Genomic DNA, 20730 nt, shown 5'->3' with positions numbered 1-20730 from the left:
CTCGACTATCGCTGCCAAACGTAGCAGCGCTGCGCGTAAAGCCGATGGCTATAAGCCCTATTATCTGTGCCTGGTGGGCATCGACTGACGCGCGCTTTCCGCCGCTGAGTTCGAACCCCGCCAGGATCGCCCCGGTGGGGTTTTTTATTGTCTAACAGCCCGAGAGTAACCCGCATGACCGATCAGTCGAACAGTCCCAAGCATGGCGCGCTGGCATCGCCGACCCCGCCGCCGGGGGTCAATGCCGACTGGACCGTGCCGCAAAAGTGGGATGAACTGACTGCGGTCGATCATCAGGTTTGGGATACATTATTCGCGCGGCAGCGGGACCTGCTCCACGGCAAGGCGACGGCGTCGTTCGAGGAAGGGCTTGACGTCCTGAGCCTGAGCCATCCCGGCGTGCCCGACCTCGAGGAGCTCAACGAGCGGCTTCACAAGCGTAGCAACTGGACCGTCGTGTCGGTGCCCGGCGTGGTGCCCGACGATGTGTTTTTCCGGCACCTGAGCGAGCGGCGGTTCCCCGCGGGCAATTTCATCCGCAAGCTCGACCAGCTCGATTATCTCGAAGAGCCCGACGTGTTCCACGATGTGTTCGGTCATGTCCCGATGCTCGCCCAGCCCGAGGTTGCCGACTTCATGCAGGCGCTGGGGCACCTTGGGCTGGAGGCGTTGGCGCATGGCTCGCTCGACCGGCTGGCGCGACTCTACTGGTACACGGTCGAGTTCGGGCTGTGCCGCGAGGATGGCGATCTGAAGATTTATGGCGCGGGGATTTTGTCGAGCTTTGGCGAGGCGCATTACAGCCTTGAAAGCGATGTTCCCAAACGCTTCGGCTTCGATTTGAAACGGGTGCTGCGCACGCGGTATCGCACCGATGCGTTCCAGCAGAATTACTTTGTGATCGACCGGTTTTCGGACGTTCTCGACCTGGTTCAGCGCAACGACTTGCCGGCAATTTATGCCGCCCTCGACGGAATGCCGGAGATTGCGGCAGGCGACGTCGATCCTGCGGATCGCTTGCTCGCCGCCTGAGGCCACGGGCGGCGGGACCGCTGACGAAAGAAGAAAATGGATCATTTCGAAGTTTCTGGCGGCGTCCTTCATTGCGAGGGGGTCGCGCTTCCAGCGATCGCCGCGGCCGTCGGCACGCCGGTCTATGTCTATTCGACGGCAACGATGGTGCGCCATGCGCAGGTTTTTCGCGATGCCGTCGCCGCGACGGGGGATCCGCTGATCGCCTTTGCGGTCAAGGCCAATCCCAATGGCGCGGTGCTGGCGACGCTGGCGCGCGAGGGACTGGGGGCCGACGTCGTGTCGATCGGCGAGTATCGCCGCGCGATTGCGGCGGGGGTGCCCCCTGAGCGGATCATTTTCTCGGGCGTCGGCAAGACTGCGGCCGAGATGGAATATGCGCTGAGGGGTGGGCTGCTTCAGTTCAACCTGGAAAGCGTCGAGGAGGCCGAGATGATGTCGGCGGTGGCAGATCGGCTGGGCCTGCGCGCGCCGGTCGCGTTCCGGATCAATCCCGACGTCGATGCGCGGACCCACAAGAAGATTGCGACCGGCGGCGCGCTGAGCAAGTTCGGCGTGCCGATCGACGAGGCGCTCGACTGTTACGCTGCGGCGCGCGACCTGCCGGCGTTGGATGTGCAGGGGGTGGCGGTTCATATCGGCAGCCAGCTGACCGACCTTGCACCACTGGAGAGCGCGTTCGGCAAGGTGGGCACGCTGATCGGGGAATTGCGCGAGGCGGGGCATGACATTCGCTTTGCCGATCTGGGCGGCGGGCTGGGCGTGCCTTATGATCGCGACATGCCGCATCCCCCGGGGCCGGCCGAATATGGCGCGATGGTGGCGCGGATCACTGCCGACTGGGATGTGCGGCTGGTGTTCGAACCGGGGCGGCTGATTGTCGCCAATGCCGGGGTGCTGCTGTCCGAGGTCATCCGGGTGAAGCCCGGGGTCGGGGACGACTTTGTTGTGGTCGATGCGGCGATGAACGATTTGATGCGGCCGAGCCTATACGATGCCTATCATGCGATCGACCCGGTCAGGCCGGGCAACAGCCAGATGACGGTCAATGTCGTCGGCCCGATCTGCGAGAGCGGGGACACGTTCGCGACGGGGCGGACGATGGGGACGGTCGGCGCGGGCGACCTGGTCGTGTTCAGGACCGCGGGAGCTTATGCTGCGACGATGGCGAGTACCTATAACAGCCGGCCGCTGACCCCCGAGGTGATGGTGTCGGGGGACCGGTTCGCGGTGATCCGTGAGCGGCAGGATATCGAGGCACTGATCGCAGCGGATGTGTTGCCGGAGTGGCTGGGTTAGATCACCCAGTCGTCGCCTTCGTCGGCGTCGGGTTGGTCGCTGTCGATGTAGTGGCCCGGGTGGGCATCGGCCTTGCCGGCGCCCGTGTCGATCAGGACATGCACGCCGGCGCGGGCTAGCAGGCGGGCGGCTTCGCGGGCTCGGCGGAGGGTCTCGGGTGACGCGCTGTCGAGGTCGGCATTAAGGTCTGCGAGACCGACCGTGTCGAGCAGGAATACCGGGTGGCCCGACGCCTGGAGGCGCTGGCGCAAATGGCCGATGAGCGTGCCGCGCCTCGCTGCCGAGGCGCCGCCGATCCAGTGGATGCGGCTGGCCTCGTCATCGTCGGTGCGGGTGCGCGCGCCGGCCCGAAGCGAGCGGATCATGCCGGCGGCAACGGTTGCGTGGCTGACCTTGTCGATCAGGATGAAGGCGCCGAGCTGGCGATTGTCGGCATAGGCCAGCGCCGGGATGGCGCGGTCGAGATCGAGCCGGCAGTCGGCGATGTCGTTGAGCCCGAGCGAGGTGGCGGGGGCGCGGGCGAGCGTATCGACGTCGATCTTCTGGTCGATCGCGGTGACCGAGGCCGACAGCATCTGGGTGCCGATCTTCATCAGATACGACCGGCGCGGGGCGAGGCGATCCTCGGCCATCCAAACCAATGTGGCGTCGAGCCCGGCGGCCAGCGCGACGGGCTCGGCGGCGAGCATGTCGCCGCGCGCAATGTCGAGCTCGTCGGCGAGCGTCAGCGTGACCGACTGGCCGGCGGTGGCGTGGGCCAGTTCGCCATCGAAGCTGACGATGCGGGCAACGGTCGACGACAGGCCGGTGCGCGAGACGGTCAGGCGGTCGCCCGGGCGCACGCTACCGCTGGCGATCTGGCCGGCATAGCCGCGGAAGGCGGCGTTGGGGCGGTTGACCCACTGGACCGCCATGCGCGCCGGGGCGTCGGCCTCGGCCGGGGCGGCGACGGGGACGGTTTCGAGATGCTCGATCAGCGTGGGGCCCGAGTACCAGGGCAGGGCCGCGCTGCGGGTCGCGATATTGTCGCCGGTGAGGCCCGAGACGGGGATGGCAGTGAAGGTGGCGATCCCGGCCTCGTCGGCAAAGGCGCGATAATCGGCGACGATCTCGTCGAAGCGGGCTTGGCTATAGTCGACCAGGTCCATCTTGTTGATCGCCAGCACGATGTTGCGGATGCCGAGCAGGTCGACGAGGAAGCTGTGGCGGCGGGTCTGGGTCAGCACCCCCTTGCGCGCATCGATCAGCAGCACGGCGAGCTCGGCGGTCGAGGCGCCGGTGACCATGTTGCGGGTGAACTGCTCGTGGCCGGGGGTGTCGGCGACGATGAATTTGCGCTTCGGCGTGGAGAAGAAACGGTAGGCGACGTCGATCGTGATGCCCTGCTCGCGTTCGGCGGCGAGGCCGTCGACGAGCAGCGCCATGTCGAGCGCGGCGCCTTGGGTGCCCGACTTGCCGCTGTCGATCTCGAGCGTCGCGAGCTGGTCCTCGAACAACGTGTGCGTGTCGTAGAGCAGGCGCCCGATCAGCGTCGACTTGCCGTCGTCGACCGACCCGCAGGTGAGGAAGCGGAGCAGCGACTTCTTGGCGTTGAGCGCGAGCCAGGCGTCGAGTTCGGCGCGGGCTTCGCCCTCTCGAAGACTTAGGGCGCGGTCGTTGATTGTGCGGGCAGCGGTGGCCATCAGAAATAGCCCTCCTGCTTCTTGATCTCCATCCCCGCGCCGCCTTCCTTGTCGATCACCCGGCCCTGCCGTTCCGACGTGGTCGCGACGAGCATTTCGGCGATGATCTCGGGCAGGGTCGCGGCCTCGCTCTCGACCGCGCCGGTGAGCGGATAGCAGCCCAGCGTGCGAAAGCGAATCGAGCGGTCGACCGGGACTTCGCCGGGGTTCAGGCGGAAGCGGCCATCGTCGACCATGAACAACTGGCCGTCACGCTCGACCGTCGGGCGCATCGCCGCGAGGTAGAGCGGGACGATCGGGATGTCCTCGGCATAAATATATTGCCAGATGTCGAGCTCGGTCCAGTTCGACAGCGGGAAGACGCGGATGCTTTCGCCGGGCGATAGCCGGGTGTTGTAGAGGTTCCACAACTCGGGGCGCTGGTTGCGTGGGTCCCAGCGGTGACTGGCCGAGCGGAACGAGAAAATGCGCTCCTTGGCGCGGACTTTTTCCTCGTCGCGCCGGGCGCCGCCAAAGGCCGCGTCGAAGCCATATTTGTCGAGCGCCTGCTTCAGCCCCTCGGTTTTCCACATGTCGGTGTGGCGGCTGCCATGGTCGAACGGGTTGATGCCGAGCGCCTCGGCCTCGGGGTTCTTGTGGACGATCAGCTCCATCCCGCTCATCGCGGCGACCTTGTCGCGCAGTTCGTACATGGCGCGGAATTTCCAGGTCGTGTCGACGTGGAGCAACGGGAACGGTGGGGGCGCGGGGAAGAAAGCCTTGCGCGCCAGGTGAAGCATCACCGCCGAATCCTTGCCGACCGAATAGAGCATCACCGGGCGATCGGTCTCGGCGACGACTTCGCGCATGATGTGGATGCTCTCGGCCTCGAGCTGTTCGAGGTGGGTGAGGGCAGCGATGCTGGACGGGACGTTCATTCGGCGGCCTTGGCGAAGGGGGCGCTGGCGGCAAGTTCGTCGCGGGTCACCTGACCCAGGATGACGAGGACGGGGGCGCCGGCGGGGAGCGTTTCGGTGTGGGCGGCAAGATCGCCGAGCGGGGCGGCGATGTGGAGCTGGTCGGGTCGGGTGGCCGAGGCGACGGCCACGGCGGGGGTTGCCGGATCGAGCCCGGCGGCGATCGCGGCGGCGACGAAATCGGCCAACGTCTTGCGCGGCATGTAGACGACGGTGGTCGCCTTGGGGTCGGCGATGGCGGGCCAGTCGATGTCGGTCGGCAGCTTGCCGTCGGCGCCGTGGCCGGTGACATATTGGACGCGGCGGGCGTGGTGGCGTTCGGTCAGCGAGAAGCCGAGGGACGCGGCGGCGCCCTGTGCGGCGGAGATGCCGGGGATGATCGACACCTCGACCCCGGCGGCGTGGCAGGCATCGATCTCCTCGGTGGCGCGGCCAAAGATCAGCGGGTCGCCGCCCTTCAGGCGAACGACGGTCTCGCCAGCCAGCGCGAGGGTGACGGCTTGCGCGTTAATGTCGACCTGGCTGCACGACGGGCCGTGGCCGGTCTTGCCGACGGCGATGCGGCGGGCCTCGCGGCGGGCGAGCTCGAGGATTTCGGGCGTGACGAGGTCGTCGTAGAGGATGACGGTGGCGGCCTGGAGCGCGCGGACGGCTTTCAGGGTCAGCAGTTCCGGGTCGCCCGGACCGGCGCCGACGAGGATGACGCGGCCGCGGCGTTCGGACGCTTCGTAGCGGCCGAGGAGGGCTTCGAAATCGGCCTCGTCGGGATCGCGGTCGATATGGTCCCAGGCGTGGGCAGTGAAGCGGCCCCAGAAGTCGCGGCGCTCGGCGAAGGTCGTGATGCGTTGCTTGAGACGCGGGCGCCAGCCGATCGCGGCGCGACCCCAGGCGGCGAGGCCGAGGGGGAGGATGCCTTCGATGCGGGTGCGGATCGACTGGCCGAGCATCGGCGCGCCGCCGCTGGTCGAGATGGCGACGATGACCGGCGAGCGGTTGACGATGGTGCCGAGCTGGAAGTCGCACAGCGGGGTCTGGTCGATGATGTTGACCGGGGCCCCGGCGGCTCTTGCGGCAGCGACGAAGGCGAGGGCTTCGGCATGGTCCGATATGTCGGCGAAGGCGAGCGCAGCGCCGGTCAGGTCGGCGGCTTCCCAGCGGCGGGGCAAGACGGTCAAGGCGACACGGTTGGACACGGTATCGAGCGAGTCGAAGAGGGCTGCATTTTCCTCAGCCAAAACAATAACTTGAGCGCCACACGCGAGCAATAGTTCGGCCTTCCACAAGGCGCCTTCGGTACCGCCTGCGACGACCACTTTTCGGCCCTCCAGCTTGTGGAAGGCGGGGAAGGTGGCGAGGGGGGCGATGCGCGCCGGGGTGGGCAGGGGCTGGCGGTCGGTCATGCCGTCACGCGCGACCGGACGAGGGTGCCGTCGGTGCCGATGTGGAGGCCGCATTCCTTGGCCTCGTCGCTTTCCCACCACCACCGACCCGCGCGCTCGGGCTCGCCCGGCGCGACGGCGCGGGTGCAGGGTTCGCAGCCGATCGAGAGAAAGCCTGCCGCGTGGAGCGGGTTGACGGGGACGGCTTCGCTGGTGGTGAAGGCGACAATCTGGTCGCGGGTCCAGTCGTGCAGGGGCGCGGCCTTGACCAGGGCGTGGGTCTCGTCCCAGGCGGCGAGCGGGACGGCGCCGCGCGCGCCGGACTGGTCGCCGCGAAGCCCGGTGACCCAGCCTGCGGCGCCGGACAGGGCGCGTTGCAAGGGCTCGACCTTGCGCACGCCGCAGCAGCCCGAGCGGGCCTCGGCGGCGTGGTAGAAGCCGTTGATGCCCCAATCGGCGACGAAGCCCGCGACGGCATCGGCATTGGGATAGTAAGCGGCGATCCGGCGCGAATAGCGTTCTTCGGTGTCGGCCCACAGCTTGTAAGTCTGGGGAAAGAGACGGCCGGTGTCGATCGTGACGACGGCGATGTCGAGGGCAGCGTCGAAAATCATGTGGGTGAGCGCCTGATCCTCGATCCCGAAGCTGGTGGTGAAGACGATGCGGCCATCGACAGCGCCCCGCAGCGAGGCGAGGCGTTCCTGCGGGGTGGAGCCGGTGATCGAGGCGATGAGATCCTTCAACGGGTGGCCTTACGCCGTTCAAAGATCGAGGGGGTGCCGTCGGGGGAGGACTGGTAGCTGAGGGTCAGGTCGCCGAGCGCGGAGAGCCACTGGTCGAGCGGCTGGCGGGCAAGGCGGGCGTCGTCGATCTCCACCTCGTCGAAGCCGCACTGGAGGGCGAAGGCGAACTGGTCAGGGAGCATTTGGCCGGTGGCGCGCAGCGTGCCGGTATAGCCGCCCTCGCGGAGGGCGTTGGCGATGCTGAACCCGCGACCATCGGCGAATTTTAGGAAGGCAACGGCGATCAGGTCGATGCCCCCCTGGGTCGGGATGCTTGTGGGCACGGCGGTGTTGGGGACATCGACACCGATCCGCTGGCCGGAAGGGCGAGCGGCGATGGCGGCGTCGAGATCGGCCAGCGGCACGATAATCGCCAGAGCGGCGGGGTCGTCTCGGGTGAAGAGGTCGGGCACGAGACCGGTGCGATCAAGCAAGGGCATCGGCGGCCTCCGGTGACACGAGCGCGGGCTTGAACGGGTCTAGCCCGACGCGGCGGACGGTGGCGATGAAGGCTTCGTCGTCGCTGGTGCGGAGCGACAGGTAAGTCTCGACGATCCGTTCGATTGCGCCAGGAACGGCGTCTCCGTCGATCCCCGCGCCGAGGCGTTCGCCAAGGCTGGCATCGGTGCCGGGCTCTCCGCCGAGCGTGATCTGGTAATTTTCGACCCCGCCTTTTTCGAGCCCGAGGATGCCGATCGCGCCGACATGGTGGTGGCCGCAGGCGTTGATGCAGCCCGAGATCTTGATCCCCAGCTTGCCGATCTCGCGCTGGCGGTCGGGGTCGGCGAAGCGCTCGCTGATCGCTTCGGCGATGGGGATCGAGCGCGCGGTGGCGAGCTTGCAATAGTCCATGCCGGGACAGGCGATGATGTCGGTGATCAGGCCGGCGTTGGGAGTCTCGAGCCCGGCGGCGACGAGCGCGGCATGGACCGCCGGGACGTCATCGAGGCGGACGTGCGGCAGGACGACATTCTGGACATGGGTGATGCGCAGTTCGTCGAGCGAGTAGCGCGCCGCAATGTCGGCAAGTCGGTGCATCTGCTCGCCCGAGGCGTCACCGGGAGGCGCGCCAACGGGTTTCATCGAGACGGTCAGTGCGGTGTAGCCGGGGATCTTGTGGGGAAAGAGGTTGTTGGCGGCGAAGCGGTCGAGCGCGGGGTCGCTGGCGCGCGCGGCGTCGAAGCTGGGCGAGGTGGCGGGAAGGGTTTCATATTCGGGGGGCGCGAAATAGGCGGCGATGCGCGCGACTTCGGCGGGATCGGCCTGAACGCTGGGGCGGGGATTGGCGGCATATTCGGCCTCGACCCGGGCGATGAACGCCTCGGTGCCGGTTTCGTGGACGAGGATCTTGACCCGGGCCTTATACTTGTTGTCGCGGCGGCCTTCGAGATTATAGACCCGCATGATCGCTTCAAGATAGCCGAGCAGCTCGGCTTTCGGGAGATATTCGCGGACCGTCTTGGCGATGAACGGGGTGCGGCCCATGCCGCCGCCGACGAGCACCTTATAGCCGATCTCGCCAGCGTCGTTGCGCAGGATCTGGAGGCCGATGTCGTGAACCGCGATCGCGGCGCGGTCGTCGGCGGCGCCGGTCACCGCAATCTTGAACTTGCGCGGCAGGAAGCTGAATTCGGGGTGAAACGTGGACCATTGGCGGATCAGCTCGGCGGTCGGGCGCGGGTCCTCGACCTCGTCGGCGGCGACCCCGGCAAAATGATCGGCAGTGACGTTGCGGATACAGTTTCCGCTGGTCTGGATGGCGTGCATTTCGACGTCGGCGAGTAGGTCGAGAATGTCGGGAATGTCGCGTAGGACGGGCCAGTTATACTGGATATTCTGGCGGGTGGTGAAGTGGCCGTAGCCGCGGTCATATTTGTCGGCGATGAGCGCGAGCTGGTGGAGCTGCCTTGAATTGAGCGTGCCGTAGGGGACCGCGACGCGCAGCATATAGGCGTGAAGCTGAAGATAAAGGCCGTTCATCAGGCGGAGGGGGGTAAACTCCTCCTCGGTCAGCGAGCCGTCGATGCGGCGCTCGACCTGCCCACGGAATTGCGCGGCGCGTTCGCGGACGATGGCGTCGTCAAATTCGTCGTAGCGGTACATCATTGCTCTCCGGGCACGAAGGCGGGGCCGGCAAAGGCGATCGTCGGGCCCGACAGGCGGTAGATGTCGCGATAGTGGCGCGGGGCGATCTTGCCGTCGGGCGAGAGAGTGACCCCGGCGAGATAGGGGTCGATGATCGCGCCGCGGACAAGCTCGGCGCGGCCGAGGGCATCGAGCGCGTCGGCGGCATCGGCGTCCGTCGCGACCTGCGCGTCGGCGAGTCTGGGCACCCAGGCGGCGCCGTCATGATAGACGGTGTAGCCCGACAGCGTGTCATTGGCGGTCAGGACAAACGGCAGGGCGGGGCGCTTGGCGTCCATTATGGCCGCTCACCTTGCGGCGCTAATTGAGAATAATATTCCAAGATCATCTTGCAAATCGCCTGGGCTGCCGGGTAGTGGCGCGCGGAACGCCAGTGTGATGGCAGATACTTGTCGCAGGCGCTTTTGGGAACGGCGCCCTGCAAAAGGCGTCAATCTTTCACGGGGGCACGGCCAGCGAGCATATTCTTGCGGCCAGACGGGACGGCACGAAATGGATCAGACGGACCTCAAGATTTTGGCGATCCTGCAGGAGGATGCGTCGCTGCCGGTCGCCGAGATCGCGGCGCGAGTCCATCTGTCGCAAACGCCGGCGTGGCGGCGGATCCAGAAGCTGGAACAGGCGGGCGTCATCCAGCGGCGGGTGGCGATCCTCGACCCGCAGGCGATCGGGCTTGGCCTGACGGTGTTCGTCGAGATCGAGAGCGGGGATCATAGCGCCGAATGGATCGAGAGCTTTGCGGCGAAAGTGTCGGCGATGCCCGAAGTGATGGATGTCCACCGGCTGGCGGGAGACGTCGACTATCTGCTGCGCGTCGCGGTGCCGGGGATGAGCGATTACGACGCCTTCTACAAGCGGCTGGTCGGGACTGTGCCGTGCAAGAATGTGACGTCGCGGTTTGCGATGGAGCGGGTCAAGTCGACCACTGCCTATCCATTGCCAATCGAGCGACGGTGAGCGCTAAAACTCTATAATATTTGAAAATAAATTAGAAATCCGGCTTGATTAAGTATAAGGTCGACCCATCACCAGCGCACTAACGTGGCTTACTGGTGGCTGAGAGATGCTTGTGCTCCCGCCTTGCGGAGAGCCGTGTGAGTACCGAGTGTCTGGATCATCCGCTTGCGCCCGTCGTGCGCAAACTGTCGCGCTGGGCAACGCTCAGCGTGGAGGACGAGGCAGCGATCATGGCGTTGCCGTTCATCGAGCGTGAGCTCGATCTTGGCCAATATGTTGTATGGGATGGCGACCGGCCGCAACATTGCGGGCTGTTGCTGTCGGGATTTGCCTATCGCCACAAGCTGGCCGGGGACGGCGGGCGGCAGATATTGTCGATCCACATGAAGGGCGACCTCGTCGACCTGCAGAACTCGCTGCTGGGGACCGCCGATCATAATGTGCAGATGCTGACCCACGGGCGGCTGGCGCTGGTGCCGATCGAGGCGATCCGCAAGGTTGCGTTCGGCCATCCCACGATCGGCATGGCGATGTGGTATGAGACACTGGTCGAAGGTTCGATCTTCCGCGAATGGATCCTCAACATCGGGCGGCGCGACGCGCGCAAGCGGATTGCGCATCTATTGTGCGAGATTGCGCTGCGGATGGAGCTGGCCGAGCTTGGCAAGCAGACCGAATATATGCTGCCGATCAGCCAGGAACAGCTGGCCGACGCCGTGTCGCTGACCCCGGTGCACGTCAACCGGACGCTGATGCGGTTGGAAGCCGAGGGGCATATCCAGCGGTCGAAGCGGATGATCGTGATCGCCGACTGGCAGAAAATGGCCGAAGTGGCGGATTTCGACCCGCGCTATTTGCATGTCGGGGCGCGGCAGCACGAGGTTGGCGGAAGCTAGTTTCGCGCCTTGGCGGCGGGGATGAAGCTGGTGTGGCGGCGCAGGACTTGCCAATCGTCACCGTTCTTGACCCAGACGTCGGTCAGCAGCACCCGCTCGTCGATCGTCTGGCCGAGGTAGCGGACCTTCCAGCAGGCATCGAGTGTGCCGACGATGGTGTCGTCGGTCCCGACCGCGTCGATGACGTGCATCTCGACCGTGACGATATCCATGCGGTCGAGCGCGGCGATCCAGTGGTCGACGTCGATCGACAGCGCTTCGCCCGACTGGCGGACCCCGACGAGCCGGAATTCGGGACGAATCAGGGTGCGCAGTGCGTCCTTGTCGCGGGCGAGCAATGCCGCCCGCCAGCGCTCCTCCAGCGCGCACAGGATGGCTGCATGATCAGTGGCCACGGACGTGTCCGCCAACAAAGCGTTTCCTAAGATAGCAACCCAAATCCTGCTCCCTTCCCGGTAATCGCACCGAGAATATCCTGCCGCGCGTAATTGCCGACTTGGCGTCGATCGAGCTGGCCGCAGCCCGACCACGCCCTAAATGTCAATTCTTGTCCAGCCGGGGTTGATCATGACCGCTACGTCGGCCAATCCTACCCATACAGCGCAAGTGTGCAAAGGGGGATGTGAGCATGTCCGACGACAAGCCAGCGGCAGAAGTCGACGTCACCAAGGAATGGCGCGCGACGCACGACCAGGGCGCGGCCGCCAAGCGCCTGCGCATCTTCGCGGCGCTCGCATGGATCGTCGCCATTGGCGGCGAAATCTTCGGGATCGTGCTCCTTCGCCAGCACAAGTTCGATCACGGCAATCTGCCGCTGCTGATCGGTATCCTGGTCGGGATCGCAATCTTCGCGATTGCCGGCAGCCTGATGTGGAAGGCGGCCAACAAGCAGGACCCGGCTCGAGCGTCCGACAAGGCCAAATTCTTTTTCCAGAACCAGCTCGGCGCGATCATCACGCTGGTCGCCTTCCTGCCGCTGGTTGTCCTGATCTTCATGGACAAGGACATGGATCCGAAAAACAAGAAGGTCGCGGGCGGCGTGGGTGCCGTCCTGGCGGTGGTCGCGACGCTGATCGGGGTGAGCTGGAACCCGCCGTCGGTCGAGCAATATACCAAGGACATGAACAGCTGCGCGGACCAGATCAAGGCTGGCCAGCCGACGACGGCCTGTTCGCCCGAAGTCGCCGCCCAGGCGCAGGACATCGCCCGCGATTCCAAGACGGTGGCCGAGGCGACCAAGGACGCGGCCCATCCGACCGGTCAGAACATCGTCTACTGGATCGCGCCGGAGGGTGGGGCCAAGAAGTCCGCGACGCCGCACGTCTTCCATATTTGCCAGGGCGTCAGCCCGCTGCGCTCCAAGACGGTGAACCACGGGTCGGTGACCGAGGCTTACGCCGAGAATGCGACCCGCATCACCAAGCAGATCCCGATGGAGCAGGCGCAATGCGGGCTCGCCGGTGCAAAGGGTGAGAAAGCCGCGAGCCAGCCCGCAGGCTGATTGTTCGGCCGACGCGGCCTGTCTCGCGCCCCTCCATTCCGCCCCGGTTTGAGGCGGCGTGGAGGGGCCCGCACATAGCCAAGTCAGTTCAGCGCATTGCCCGTTTAGCGCGGGATGATGTTGATGCCGAAGAAGGCCTCTGGCTGATTGCCGCGCTTGACGAGCAGCAGGACACCGGTGCGACCAGCGGCACGCGCCGCCGCGACGACGCTGCTGACTTGCGCCGGGGTCGTGACCGGCACGCGGTTGGCCGAGATGATCACGTCGCCACGCTTCAGCCCCTTGTCCGCCGCATCGGACGACGGATCGACCGCGGTGACGACGACGCCGTGCGCGCCGGGGGGTAGGCTCAGCGCTTGGGCGATCTGCCCGGTGAGCGGCTGGAGCGAGAGGCCGAGCGCCTTGGTCGCGGGGCCGGTGGGAACGCCGTCATCACTGCCGTCATCGCTGCCGCCACCGGCCTGCTTGGCGACGACGTCCTCGGCCGGACGCTGGCCGACCGTGATGCCGAGCGCCTGGCGCTTGCCGTCACGGAAGATCTCCAGCGGTACGCGCGCGCCGACCTGGCTGTTGGCGATGAGATAGCTGACGGTCTGGTCGGGGGTGACCTGCTGGCCACCGACGCGAAGGATCACGTCGCCCTGCTGGAGCCCGCCCTTGGCGCCGGCCTGACCGGGCACGAGCGCGCGGACGAGTTCGCCCTGGTCCTTGGGAATGCCGAGCGAGGCGGCGATATTCTCGTCGAGCGGCTGGAGGCTGACGCCGAGATAGCCGCGCGACGGGCGCTGGCCCCGGCGCAGCGTCTCGATGACCGGCTGGGCAAGCTCGGCGGGGATGGCGAGGCCGATGCCGACGCTGGCCCCGGTCGGCGAGATCAGCGCCGAGTTGATGCCGATGACATTGCCGTTGAGATCGAACATCGGACCGCCCGAATTGCCCATGTTGATGCTGGCATCGGTCTGGATATAGCGGTCGTAGGCGCCGTTGCCGGTGATCCCGCGATGGAGCGCCGAGACGATGCCGGCGGTGACGGTGCCGCCCAGCCCATAGGGATTGCCGATCGCGATGACCCAGTCACCGACGCGCGAACGGGTTGAATCGCCCCAGTTGACGAACGGCAGGTTGGTGCCGTCAATCTTGAGCAGGGCAAGATCGGAGGCCGTGTCGCGGCCGATGATCCGCGCCGTATATTCCTTGCGGTTGGTCATGATCACGGTGACGGTGTCGACGGTGCCGCCATTTTCGCCAGCGACGAGATGGTTGTTGGTGACGATGTAGCCATCGGGCGAAATGATGAAGCCCGACCCCAAGGAGCCGGCCTCGCGGGTCTGGGGCTGGCCGCCGTTGGGGGCGGGTTCCTGCTGGCCCGGGGCCTGGCCGCCGAACTGGCGGAAGAATTGTTCGAACGGGTCCGACTGCTGCTTCACCGCGACGCGCTGCTTGGTCGAGATGTTGACCACTGCCGGCTGGAGACGGGCGGCGAGATCGGCAAAGCTCATCGGCGCGCCGGGGCGCGGGGACATGGCGGTCGGCGAGTTTTGCGCAACCTGGGCGCCAACCGGACCGGTGGCGAGCGAGAAAGCGGTGCCGCCGATCAGCAGGGCACCGGTTACTCCATAAGCGTAGCGCACGATCGGAGACTCCTTGAGGAAACTCATTCGAAAAACCCTCATCTATTTAAGCGTAACTGGGCCCGACGCTAGGTTGATTGCATGAACGCGATTTGAACGGTGGCAGACGCCGTGCCCCGATCAGCGCCCCGAGAATTGCTTGAGATACTCGCTTTGCGGCGAGAGGATGACCGTGGTCGGGTTGGGCTTGTTCACGCCATCGCCGACGATCGTGGTCTGGTAGGACTGCATCGCGCGGTAGAAATCATAGAAGGACGCATCCTTGTTGAAGCTGGTCGCGTAGATTTTTGACGCATCGGCATCGGCCTGGGCGCGGATGATCTGCGCCGTTTTGGCGCCTTCTGCGCGGATCGAGCGGGCTTCCTGTTCGCGCGCGGTGCGCATCCGGTCGAAGGCGCTGTCGAGCGGCGTGCCGGTGGGCAGGTCGGCCTTCTTGATGCGGACATCGATCACTTCGGCGCCGTACTGGCGAGCGACCCGGTCGAGACCGCGTCGGACATTGTCCATCACGCCTTCGCGTTCGGGCGATAGCAGCGAGGCGAACGGGCGCTTGCCCAGTTCGTTGCGGAGTTCGGAGCCGAGGTTGGGGACCAGCGCGGCCTGCAAGCCGTCGACCGAGCGGGCGCGGATATACATGCGCAGCGGATCGACGATGCGATAGCGCGCGAAGGCGTCGACTTCGAGCCGCTGCTGGTCCGTCGAGGTGACTTGGCGGCCTTCCATGTCGACATCGAGCACGCGCTTGTCGACCCACACGAGATTGTCGACGAACGGGATCCGCCAGTTGAGCCCGGCGCCGTCGGAGCCGAGTGGCTGGTTCGGACGATACTGGTTGAGGATGTAGATCGGCTTGCCAAAGCGGGTGATGATCGCCTGGCGGGTTTCAGGGACAACGATGACCGTATTGAGCAGGATGATCAGCAGCGCGAAGGCAATCGCGGCGCTGGCCAGCGGACGGCGGAAGAGGAAGCTCATTTGGCTGCTCCCTGGGGCGCGCTTCGCGTGACGGCGGGAAGCGACTGGTAATTGTTGACGCCGGGGGCATCGACGATGGTCTTGTCGACGCCTTGCAGCACGCGCTCCATCGTCTCGTAATACATGCGACGACGAGTGACTTCGGGGGCAAGCTTATACTGTTCGTAGACCTTGTCGAAGGCGACCGCCTCGCCCTGTGCCTTGGCGGTCAGCTGGGTGGCGTAGGCGTTGGCGCCATTGATGTAGCTTTGCGCCTGCTGCTGCGCCGCCGACACTTCCTTGAAGGCGTCGAGTACCTTGGCCGGCGGATCGGCCTGGCGGATGGCGATGCCCTGGACCTGGACGCCCGAATGATAGCTGTCGAGGACGCGCTGCATTTCCTCCTGGACGCGGTTTTCGATCTCGCCGCGCTTCTGGGTGGCGTCGCGCAGGGTGACGTTGGCGATCGCCGCGCGCATCGCGCTTTCAGCGACCTGGCGAATGGTCTCGTCGGGCTGGGCCAGCTCGAACAGATATTGTTCGGGGACGCGGATATTGAAGCGCACCTGGTAGGCGATATCGATGATATTGCCGTCGCCGGTCAGCATCAGCGTCTCGCTCTCTTCAGAACCGAGGTCGATCGTCTGGATCTTTTCGACATCGACCTTGCGCACCTTGTCGATCGGCGCGGGCAGGGTGATCCCGACCCCGGGCGAGAGCGTGTAGGCGTAGCGGCCGAAGCGGGTGACGACGCCGCGCTCCTGGGGGGCGACCGAGTGGATCGAGGTCAGCAGGAGCCATAGCGCGGCAAGCGCGGCGGCGGCCCACAGGAAGATCGATCCATCGGGGCGAAAGCCGATCCCGCCGCTAGCGCCGCCATTATTGCCACCGCCACCGCCGCCAAACTTCTGGCGTCCGCGACGCAGCAGTTCCTCGAGATTGGGAGTGCCGGGCGTGCGCCCGGTCGGGCCTTCGGATGGGCGGCCCCACGGATTTTCAGCGGGCGAAGGCGCGTCATCATGAGGCGCGGGCTTCACGCCCTCTTCATCATGGCTGCCCGAGCCCCACGGCCCCTTGCTGTCGGCGAACAATCGCCCGATCAAATTGGTCATGAACAGTGTATAGGCACGGCGCGGTCGGAAAAACAGGGGAAGCGAGCGGATGCGACCGTTGCGCAACCTGAATGCGCATAATATATGCGCATGATGGCAAGCCGATCGCACCGCTCAGACCCTGCCGCTTCACGCAAGCGGGCAACCAACGTCTCGCTGTCGGAAGCGCTGGTCGCGGAGGCCAAGCAGCGCGGGATCAACGTATCACGTTCATGCGAGGAAGGGCTGGCGCGAGCGGTCAAGGCGCGGCGCGAAGCAGAGTGGCTGGCTGCCAATCGCGTGGCGCTCGAATCGAACCACTCATGGATCGAGACCAACGGCATTCCGCTTTCACAATTTCGGAAATTCTGATTGAGCCAGTATGACGTCTATCGGCCGAAGGGATCGGACGTACCGGTGGTCGATTGCCAGAGCGACGTGCTTGCCCATCTGCCAACTCGGTTCGTGATCGCCATGCTGCCGATCGACAAAGCCCCGGTCCCGGCCGAGCGATTCAATCCGGTTCTTTCGTTCGCGGGTGCCGACTATCAGCTCAGTCCGCAATATGTCGCCTCTCTGTCGATGACCGAGCTTGGGGAGCCGGTCGGATCGCTTGCCGGTGACCATCACGCGATCGTTACCGCGATCGATTTCCTGATCGGTGGATATTGATGACCGAGGATGACGGCGTTCGCATTCGATCGCGCAAGGAGGCGGGGGGCGTTGTCACGCTGATTGTCGACGGGGGCGGGCTGGAGAAGGTCGAGCGCGAGGCCCTGTACGAACGGATCGAGGCGAGCGAGAAGGCGGCGGGCGCCAGCGAGGTGCGGATCGCGATGACCGCAGCCAAGCAGGGGCGGACGATCATCGCCATCGCCAGCGGCAAGGGCGGGGTCGGCAAGTCGACCGTGTCGGCCAACCTGGCGGTCGCGCTGGCGCGGATGGGCAAGCGCGTCGGGCTGATCGATGCCGATATTTACGGGCCGTCGCAGCCGCGTTTGCTGGGCACCACGGCGCGGCCCGAGGCGCGGGACAAGACGCTGATCCCGGTCGAGGCGCAGGGGGTGCGATTATTGTCGGTCGGGCAGCTGGTTCCGGCGGGTCAGGCGCTGGCGTGGCGCGGGCCGATGGCGGCGGGCGCGCTGGCGCAGCTGATCGACGGGGCGTGGGGGGATACCGAGATCATCCTGGTCGACCTGCCGCCCGGAACCGGGGACGTGCAATTGTCACTGGTGCAGAAGGCGCGGCCGGCGGCGGCGGTGATCGTGTCGACGCCGCAGGATCTGGCGCTGATCGACGCCGAGCGGGCGATCGACCTGTTCGGGAAAACGGGGGTGCCGATCGTCGGGCTGATCGAAAATATGGCGGGCTATGCCTGCCCGCATTGCGGCGAAAGTTCGGACCCGTTCGGGAGCGGGGGCGCGGAGGCGGCGGCGGGTCGGCTGGGGATCCCCTTCCTTGGGCGACTGCCTTTGTCGGCGAGCCTGCGCGAGGCATCGGATGCGGGCACGCCGCCGGCGGCAAGCGACGGTCCGGCGGGAGCGGCGTTTGCGGCGCTGGCGAGGGCCTTGCTGGCGCAGATGGAGAAAGTCGCTCGCTGAGGCATTGGTGGAGTGGAACAGGAGAAATGACGTGCCGCTGACCACCGACGCCGAGATTGATGCGCTGCTTGCGAGCGCGAAGACGATCGCCATCATCGGCGCATCGGACCGCCCCGACCGGGCGTCATACGGGGTGATGAAATTCGTCCAGGATCGCGGCTATCGCACGATCCCGGTCAATCCGCGCATCACCGGCGAGCATGTCCATGGCGAATTTGTATGGCGCGAGCTGGCGCAGATTGGCGAGCCGATCGATATCGTCGACATTTTCCGCAAAAGCGAAGACGTTGGCCCGGCGGTCGACGAGGCGATTGCGGCGGGGGCCAAGGCGGTGTGGATGCAGCTTGGCATCGCCAATGCCGAGGCAGCGGCCAGGGCCGAGGCGGCGGGATTGAAGGTGGTCGAGGACAAGTGCCTCAAGATCGAGCTTACGCGGAGCGGGGCGCGCGCGCAGACTGAATAGCCTCGGCTTGACTCGAACTGGGTGAAGGCGGACAAAACCGTGTCCGCCGCCTCGTCCGTCGCGGAAGTGTTGCATCCGACGACGTTCACAAGGGGGCAGGATATGATCAGCAAGATTTTGCGCGCCGCACTTCTGGCCGGCGTTGCGCTCGCCGGTGCGACGCCGACGATGGCGAATAATGCCTGGGGCAATTATCATTGGGCCAAGACTGGATCGACGCTGTCGCTCAAGGTCAACAAGGCGGTGACTTCTCAGTGGACGACCTACGTCGATACGGCAATCAATACCGACTGGAACGGGCGGTCGATTCTGAGCCTGACCAACCAGGCGGCGCCGGGCGGAACCAGCGCCAAGCGTTGCAGCCCGATTACCGGGCAAGTGCTGGTATGCAACGACAGCTATGGCAATCGCGGCTGGCTGGGGATCGCCTCGATCACGGCGGATGCTTCGTCGCACATCACGTCGGGGACGACCAAGCTCAACGACAGCTATTTCAACACCGCCCAATATAACAAACCCGAGTGGCGGGCGATGGTCGCGTGCCAGGAAATCGGCCATGATTTCGGGCTCGGGCACCAGGACGAGGCATTCGCAAACTACAACACCGGCAGCTGCATGGACTATACCAACGCGCCGCAGGGCGGGGTCGTCAGCGGATTTGACTATGGACCGAACAACAAGCATCCTAATGACCACGATACCGCAGAGCTGGGCCTCATCTATAATCATGCGGACGGCTACACGACGAGCACGGCGGCAACCAATTTCGGGGTGCGGCAGGTCGGCAAGGCGGTGCCGCAGGCGCTTCCTGATGCGGGCGATACGCGCGCCGAGTGGGGCGCCGCGACCCATCGCGACGGCAAGGGACGGCCCGACATGTTCAGCCGTTCGTTGCCCGGTGGCGGCAAGCAGCTGACGCACGTGTTCTGGGCGCTCGATGCAGATGGGCATGAGGCGGATTAGGCTTTTGTGACGGCGCTGGGCCAGGCAGGTCCAGCGCCGAAGCCTTACGCCGCAGCGATCATCATCTCCGGGATCATCACGGTCGGGCTGTCGATGCCTCGACGCAGGGCGAGGTCGTTGCCGGGCTCGAGGCTCGCAAACATGTCGAGCAGGGTCGAGGCGATGGTAATCTCGCTGATCGGGCCGACGATCTCGCCATGTTCGACTAGGAAGCCCGCGGCGCCGCGGCTGTAGTCGCCGGTGACGCCGTTGACGCCCATGCCGATGAGTTCGGTGATCAGGACGGCGCGGGGGTGGGCGGCGAGGAGTTCGGACGGGGTGCGGGTGCCGGCAGCGAGGTAAAGGTTGCCGGGGCCGGCGCCGGGCGCGCCCGAGACGCCACGGACGGCGTGGCCGGTGGGCATGATGCCGAGCTGGCGGGCGGCGGCGCTGTCGGCGATCCAGCCGGTGAGGGTGCCGTTGTCGATCAGCTTGCGCGCCGAGGTGGGGAGCCCCTCGCCATCGAAGGCGCGCGAGCGGAGGCCGCGCTGACGATGGGGATCGTCGTGGATGTCGATGCCGTGGGCGAAGATTTGCGCGCCGAGCTTGTCGATCAGGAAGCTCGACTTGCGGGCGATGCTCGACCCGCTGATCGCGCCGACGAAATGGCCGAGCAGCGAGGAGGCGACGCGCGGGTCAAAGATGACCGCCATCCGGCCCGAGACGGGTTTGACCGGGTCGAGCCGGGCGGCGGCGCGGCGGCCGGCGCGCTGGCCGATGATTTGGGCCTCCTCGAGGTCGGCTAAGAAGCGGGCGCTGTCATAATCATAGTCGCGCTGAAGCGCACCGGCCTCGCCCGCGACGACGCTGGCCGAGATGCCGTGGCCCGAGGAGCGCGAGGCGGCGGCGAAGCCCGCCGAGGTGGCGAGCGCGAGGACCGACTGCGAAACGGAGGCCGAGGCGCCGCCGCTGTTGGTGATGCGCGGGATGGCGAGGGCGGCGGCCTCCGCCTCGAGCGCGCGGGCCTTGAGCTCGGCGGGGTCGACATGGGTCGGGTCGAAGCTGTCGAGGTCGGCGGCGGTGTCTTGGAGGAGCAGTTCGGACGGGGCGAGCCCGGCATAGGGATCCTCGGGGGCTTCGGCAGCCATGGCGAGCGCGCGATCGACAAGGATCGCGAGCGCGTCGGGGGTCAGCGCCGAGGAGGCGACGCTGGCCGAACGGTGCCCACGAAAGACGCGAAGCCCGATCTGCTCGCCTTCGGACGAGGAGACATCCTCGAGCGCGGCCATGCGCACCTGCACCGATTGCGACAGGCCGCCGATATAGATGGCGTCGGCGGTGTCCGCGCCAGCTGCGCGGGCGCGCTCGACGAGGGCGGCGGCGGTGTCGCGGGCTTGGTCTGGGGTAAGCATGGCAGGC

General features: G+C 66.1%; 22 protein-coding genes. 10 read left to right on the top strand and 12 right to left on the bottom strand.

What is annotated here, in order from left to right; translation table 11 throughout:
• Positions 1-174 precede the first annotated feature (174 nt).
• Together phhA and lysA are read left to right on the top strand one after the other, a co-directional pair.
• Complete coding sequence (gene phhA, locus U1700_RS03855; RefSeq protein ID WP_332750306.1) at positions 175-1032, top strand: phenylalanine 4-monooxygenase; 858 nt, start codon at positions 175-177, stop codon at positions 1030-1032.
• A gap of 36 nt (positions 1033-1068) precedes the next feature.
• Positions 1069-2331 carry a diaminopimelate decarboxylase gene (gene lysA / locus U1700_RS03850; RefSeq protein ID WP_332750304.1) on the top strand — a complete coding sequence of 421 codons (1263 nt, stop codon included), beginning with the start codon at positions 1069-1071 and terminating at the stop codon, positions 2329-2331.
• On the opposite strand, the gene cysN is transcribed toward lysA, so the two are convergent.
• The 7 genes from cysN to U1700_RS03815 are packed head-to-tail and all read right to left on the bottom strand — an operon-like array spanning position 2328 to position 9553.
• Complete coding sequence (cysN, locus tag U1700_RS03845; RefSeq protein ID WP_332750303.1) at positions 2328-4013, bottom strand: sulfate adenylyltransferase subunit CysN; 1686 nt, start codon at positions 4011-4013, stop codon at positions 2328-2330. The genes lysA and cysN overlap by 4 nt on opposite strands.
• Positions 4013-4930, bottom strand: a complete 918-nt coding sequence (gene cysD / locus U1700_RS03840) for a sulfate adenylyltransferase subunit CysD (RefSeq protein ID WP_332750301.1) — start codon at positions 4928-4930, stop codon at positions 4013-4015. The genes cysN and cysD overlap by 1 nt, the downstream gene beginning before the upstream one ends.
• The gene (gene cysG / locus U1700_RS03835) at positions 4927-6369 is read right to left on the bottom strand and encodes a siroheme synthase CysG (protein ID WP_332750299.1); all 1443 of its coding nucleotides are present in this window, start codon (positions 6367-6369) and stop codon (positions 4927-4929) included. Before cysG ends, cysD begins: the two co-directional genes overlap by 4 nt.
• Entirely contained in the window at positions 6366-7091 is a 726-nt protein-coding gene (locus U1700_RS03830; protein WP_332750298.1) for a phosphoadenylyl-sulfate reductase, read from the bottom strand. The genes cysG and U1700_RS03830 overlap by 4 nt, the downstream gene beginning before the upstream one ends.
• Complete coding sequence (locus U1700_RS03825) at positions 7088-7570, bottom strand: DUF934 domain-containing protein (RefSeq protein ID WP_332750297.1); 483 nt, start codon at positions 7568-7570, stop codon at positions 7088-7090. Before U1700_RS03825 ends, U1700_RS03830 begins: the two co-directional genes overlap by 4 nt.
• Positions 7557-9233 carry a nitrite/sulfite reductase gene (locus U1700_RS03820; RefSeq protein ID WP_332751123.1) on the bottom strand — a complete coding sequence of 559 codons (1677 nt, stop codon included), beginning with the start codon at positions 9231-9233 and terminating at the stop codon, positions 7557-7559. Before U1700_RS03820 ends, U1700_RS03825 begins: the two co-directional genes overlap by 14 nt.
• Positions 9233-9553 carry a DUF2849 domain-containing protein gene (locus U1700_RS03815; RefSeq protein ID WP_332750295.1) on the bottom strand — a complete coding sequence of 107 codons (321 nt, stop codon included), beginning with the start codon at positions 9551-9553 and terminating at the stop codon, positions 9233-9235. The genes U1700_RS03820 and U1700_RS03815 overlap by 1 nt, the downstream gene beginning before the upstream one ends.
• A 214-nt stretch (positions 9554-9767) precedes the next feature.
• On the opposite strand from U1700_RS03815, the gene U1700_RS03810 reads away from it, so the two are divergent.
• Both U1700_RS03810 and U1700_RS03805 read left to right on the top strand, forming a co-directional pair.
• Positions 9768-10232 (top strand): Lrp/AsnC family transcriptional regulator, encoded by a 465-nt coding sequence (locus U1700_RS03810; RefSeq protein ID WP_332750293.1) that lies wholly within the window; start codon positions 9768-9770, stop codon positions 10230-10232.
• Between the two features lie 176 nt (positions 10233-10408).
• Entirely contained in the window at positions 10409-11128 is a 720-nt protein-coding gene (locus U1700_RS03805) for a Crp/Fnr family transcriptional regulator (RefSeq protein WP_332750291.1), read from the top strand.
• On the opposite strand, the gene U1700_RS03800 is transcribed toward U1700_RS03805, so the two are convergent.
• Positions 11125-11523 (bottom strand): nuclear transport factor 2 family protein, encoded by a 399-nt coding sequence (locus U1700_RS03800; protein WP_332750290.1) that lies wholly within the window; start codon positions 11521-11523, stop codon positions 11125-11127. The two genes, U1700_RS03805 and U1700_RS03800, sit on opposite strands and share 4 nt — an antisense overlap.
• Before the next feature lie 233 nt (positions 11524-11756).
• Between U1700_RS03800 and U1700_RS03795 the strand changes: the two genes are divergently transcribed.
• A complete protein-coding gene (locus U1700_RS03795; RefSeq protein WP_332750289.1) occupies positions 11757-12629 on the top strand; it encodes a hypothetical protein in 873 nt (290 codons plus the stop codon).
• Positions 12630-12733: 104 nt separating this feature from the next.
• On the opposite strand, the gene U1700_RS03790 is transcribed toward U1700_RS03795, so the two are convergent.
• The 3 genes from U1700_RS03790 to hflK all read right to left on the bottom strand — a co-directional run bounded on the left by U1700_RS03790 (position 12734) and on the right by hflK (position 16326).
• Complete coding sequence (locus U1700_RS03790; RefSeq protein ID WP_332750287.1) at positions 12734-14287, bottom strand: Do family serine endopeptidase; 1554 nt, start codon at positions 14285-14287, stop codon at positions 12734-12736.
• A gap of 93 nt (positions 14288-14380) precedes the next feature.
• Positions 14381-15235, bottom strand: coding sequence for a protease modulator HflC (hflC, locus tag U1700_RS03785; protein WP_332750285.1), 855 nt, complete (start codon positions 15233-15235; stop codon positions 14381-14383).
• The gene (gene hflK, locus U1700_RS03780; protein WP_443025901.1) at positions 15232-16326 is read right to left on the bottom strand and encodes an FtsH protease activity modulator HflK; all 1095 of its coding nucleotides are present in this window, start codon (positions 16324-16326) and stop codon (positions 15232-15234) included. The genes hflC and hflK overlap by 4 nt, the downstream gene beginning before the upstream one ends.
• Before the next feature lie 93 nt (positions 16327-16419).
• On the opposite strand from hflK, the gene U1700_RS03775 reads away from it, so the two are divergent.
• The 5 genes from U1700_RS03775 to U1700_RS03755 all read left to right on the top strand — a co-directional run bounded on the left by U1700_RS03775 (position 16420) and on the right by U1700_RS03755 (position 19332).
• Positions 16420-16677, top strand: coding sequence for a type II toxin-antitoxin system CcdA family antitoxin (locus U1700_RS03775; protein ID WP_332750282.1), 258 nt, complete (start codon positions 16420-16422; stop codon positions 16675-16677).
• Positions 16678-16977 (top strand): CcdB family protein, encoded by a 300-nt coding sequence (locus U1700_RS03770; RefSeq protein ID WP_332750280.1) that lies wholly within the window; start codon positions 16678-16680, stop codon positions 16975-16977.
• Positions 16977-17906 (top strand): Mrp/NBP35 family ATP-binding protein, encoded by a 930-nt coding sequence (locus tag U1700_RS03765; protein WP_443025873.1) that lies wholly within the window; start codon positions 16977-16979, stop codon positions 17904-17906. Before U1700_RS03770 ends, U1700_RS03765 begins: the two co-directional genes overlap by 1 nt.
• 31 nt (positions 17907-17937) lie before the next feature.
• Complete coding sequence (locus U1700_RS03760) at positions 17938-18369, top strand: CoA-binding protein (protein ID WP_332750279.1); 432 nt, start codon at positions 17938-17940, stop codon at positions 18367-18369.
• Between the two features lie 102 nt (positions 18370-18471).
• On the top strand, positions 18472-19332 hold the full coding sequence (locus U1700_RS03755; protein ID WP_332750278.1) for a hypothetical protein: 861 nt from the start codon (positions 18472-18474) through the stop codon (positions 19330-19332).
• 44 nt (positions 19333-19376) lie between these two features.
• On the opposite strand, the gene U1700_RS03750 is transcribed toward U1700_RS03755, so the two are convergent.
• Positions 19377-20723: a TldD/PmbA family protein gene (locus tag U1700_RS03750; protein WP_332750277.1), complete on the bottom strand. Its 1347-nt coding sequence runs from the start codon at positions 20721-20723 to the stop codon at positions 19377-19379.
• Positions 20724-20730 lie beyond the last annotated feature (7 nt).

It is taken from the genome of Sphingomonas sp. RB1R13, assembly GCF_036663775.1.
GTDB lineage: Bacteria > Pseudomonadota > Alphaproteobacteria > Sphingomonadales > Sphingomonadaceae > Sphingomicrobium.
This window is presented reverse-complemented; position numbering and strand designations above follow the sequence as displayed.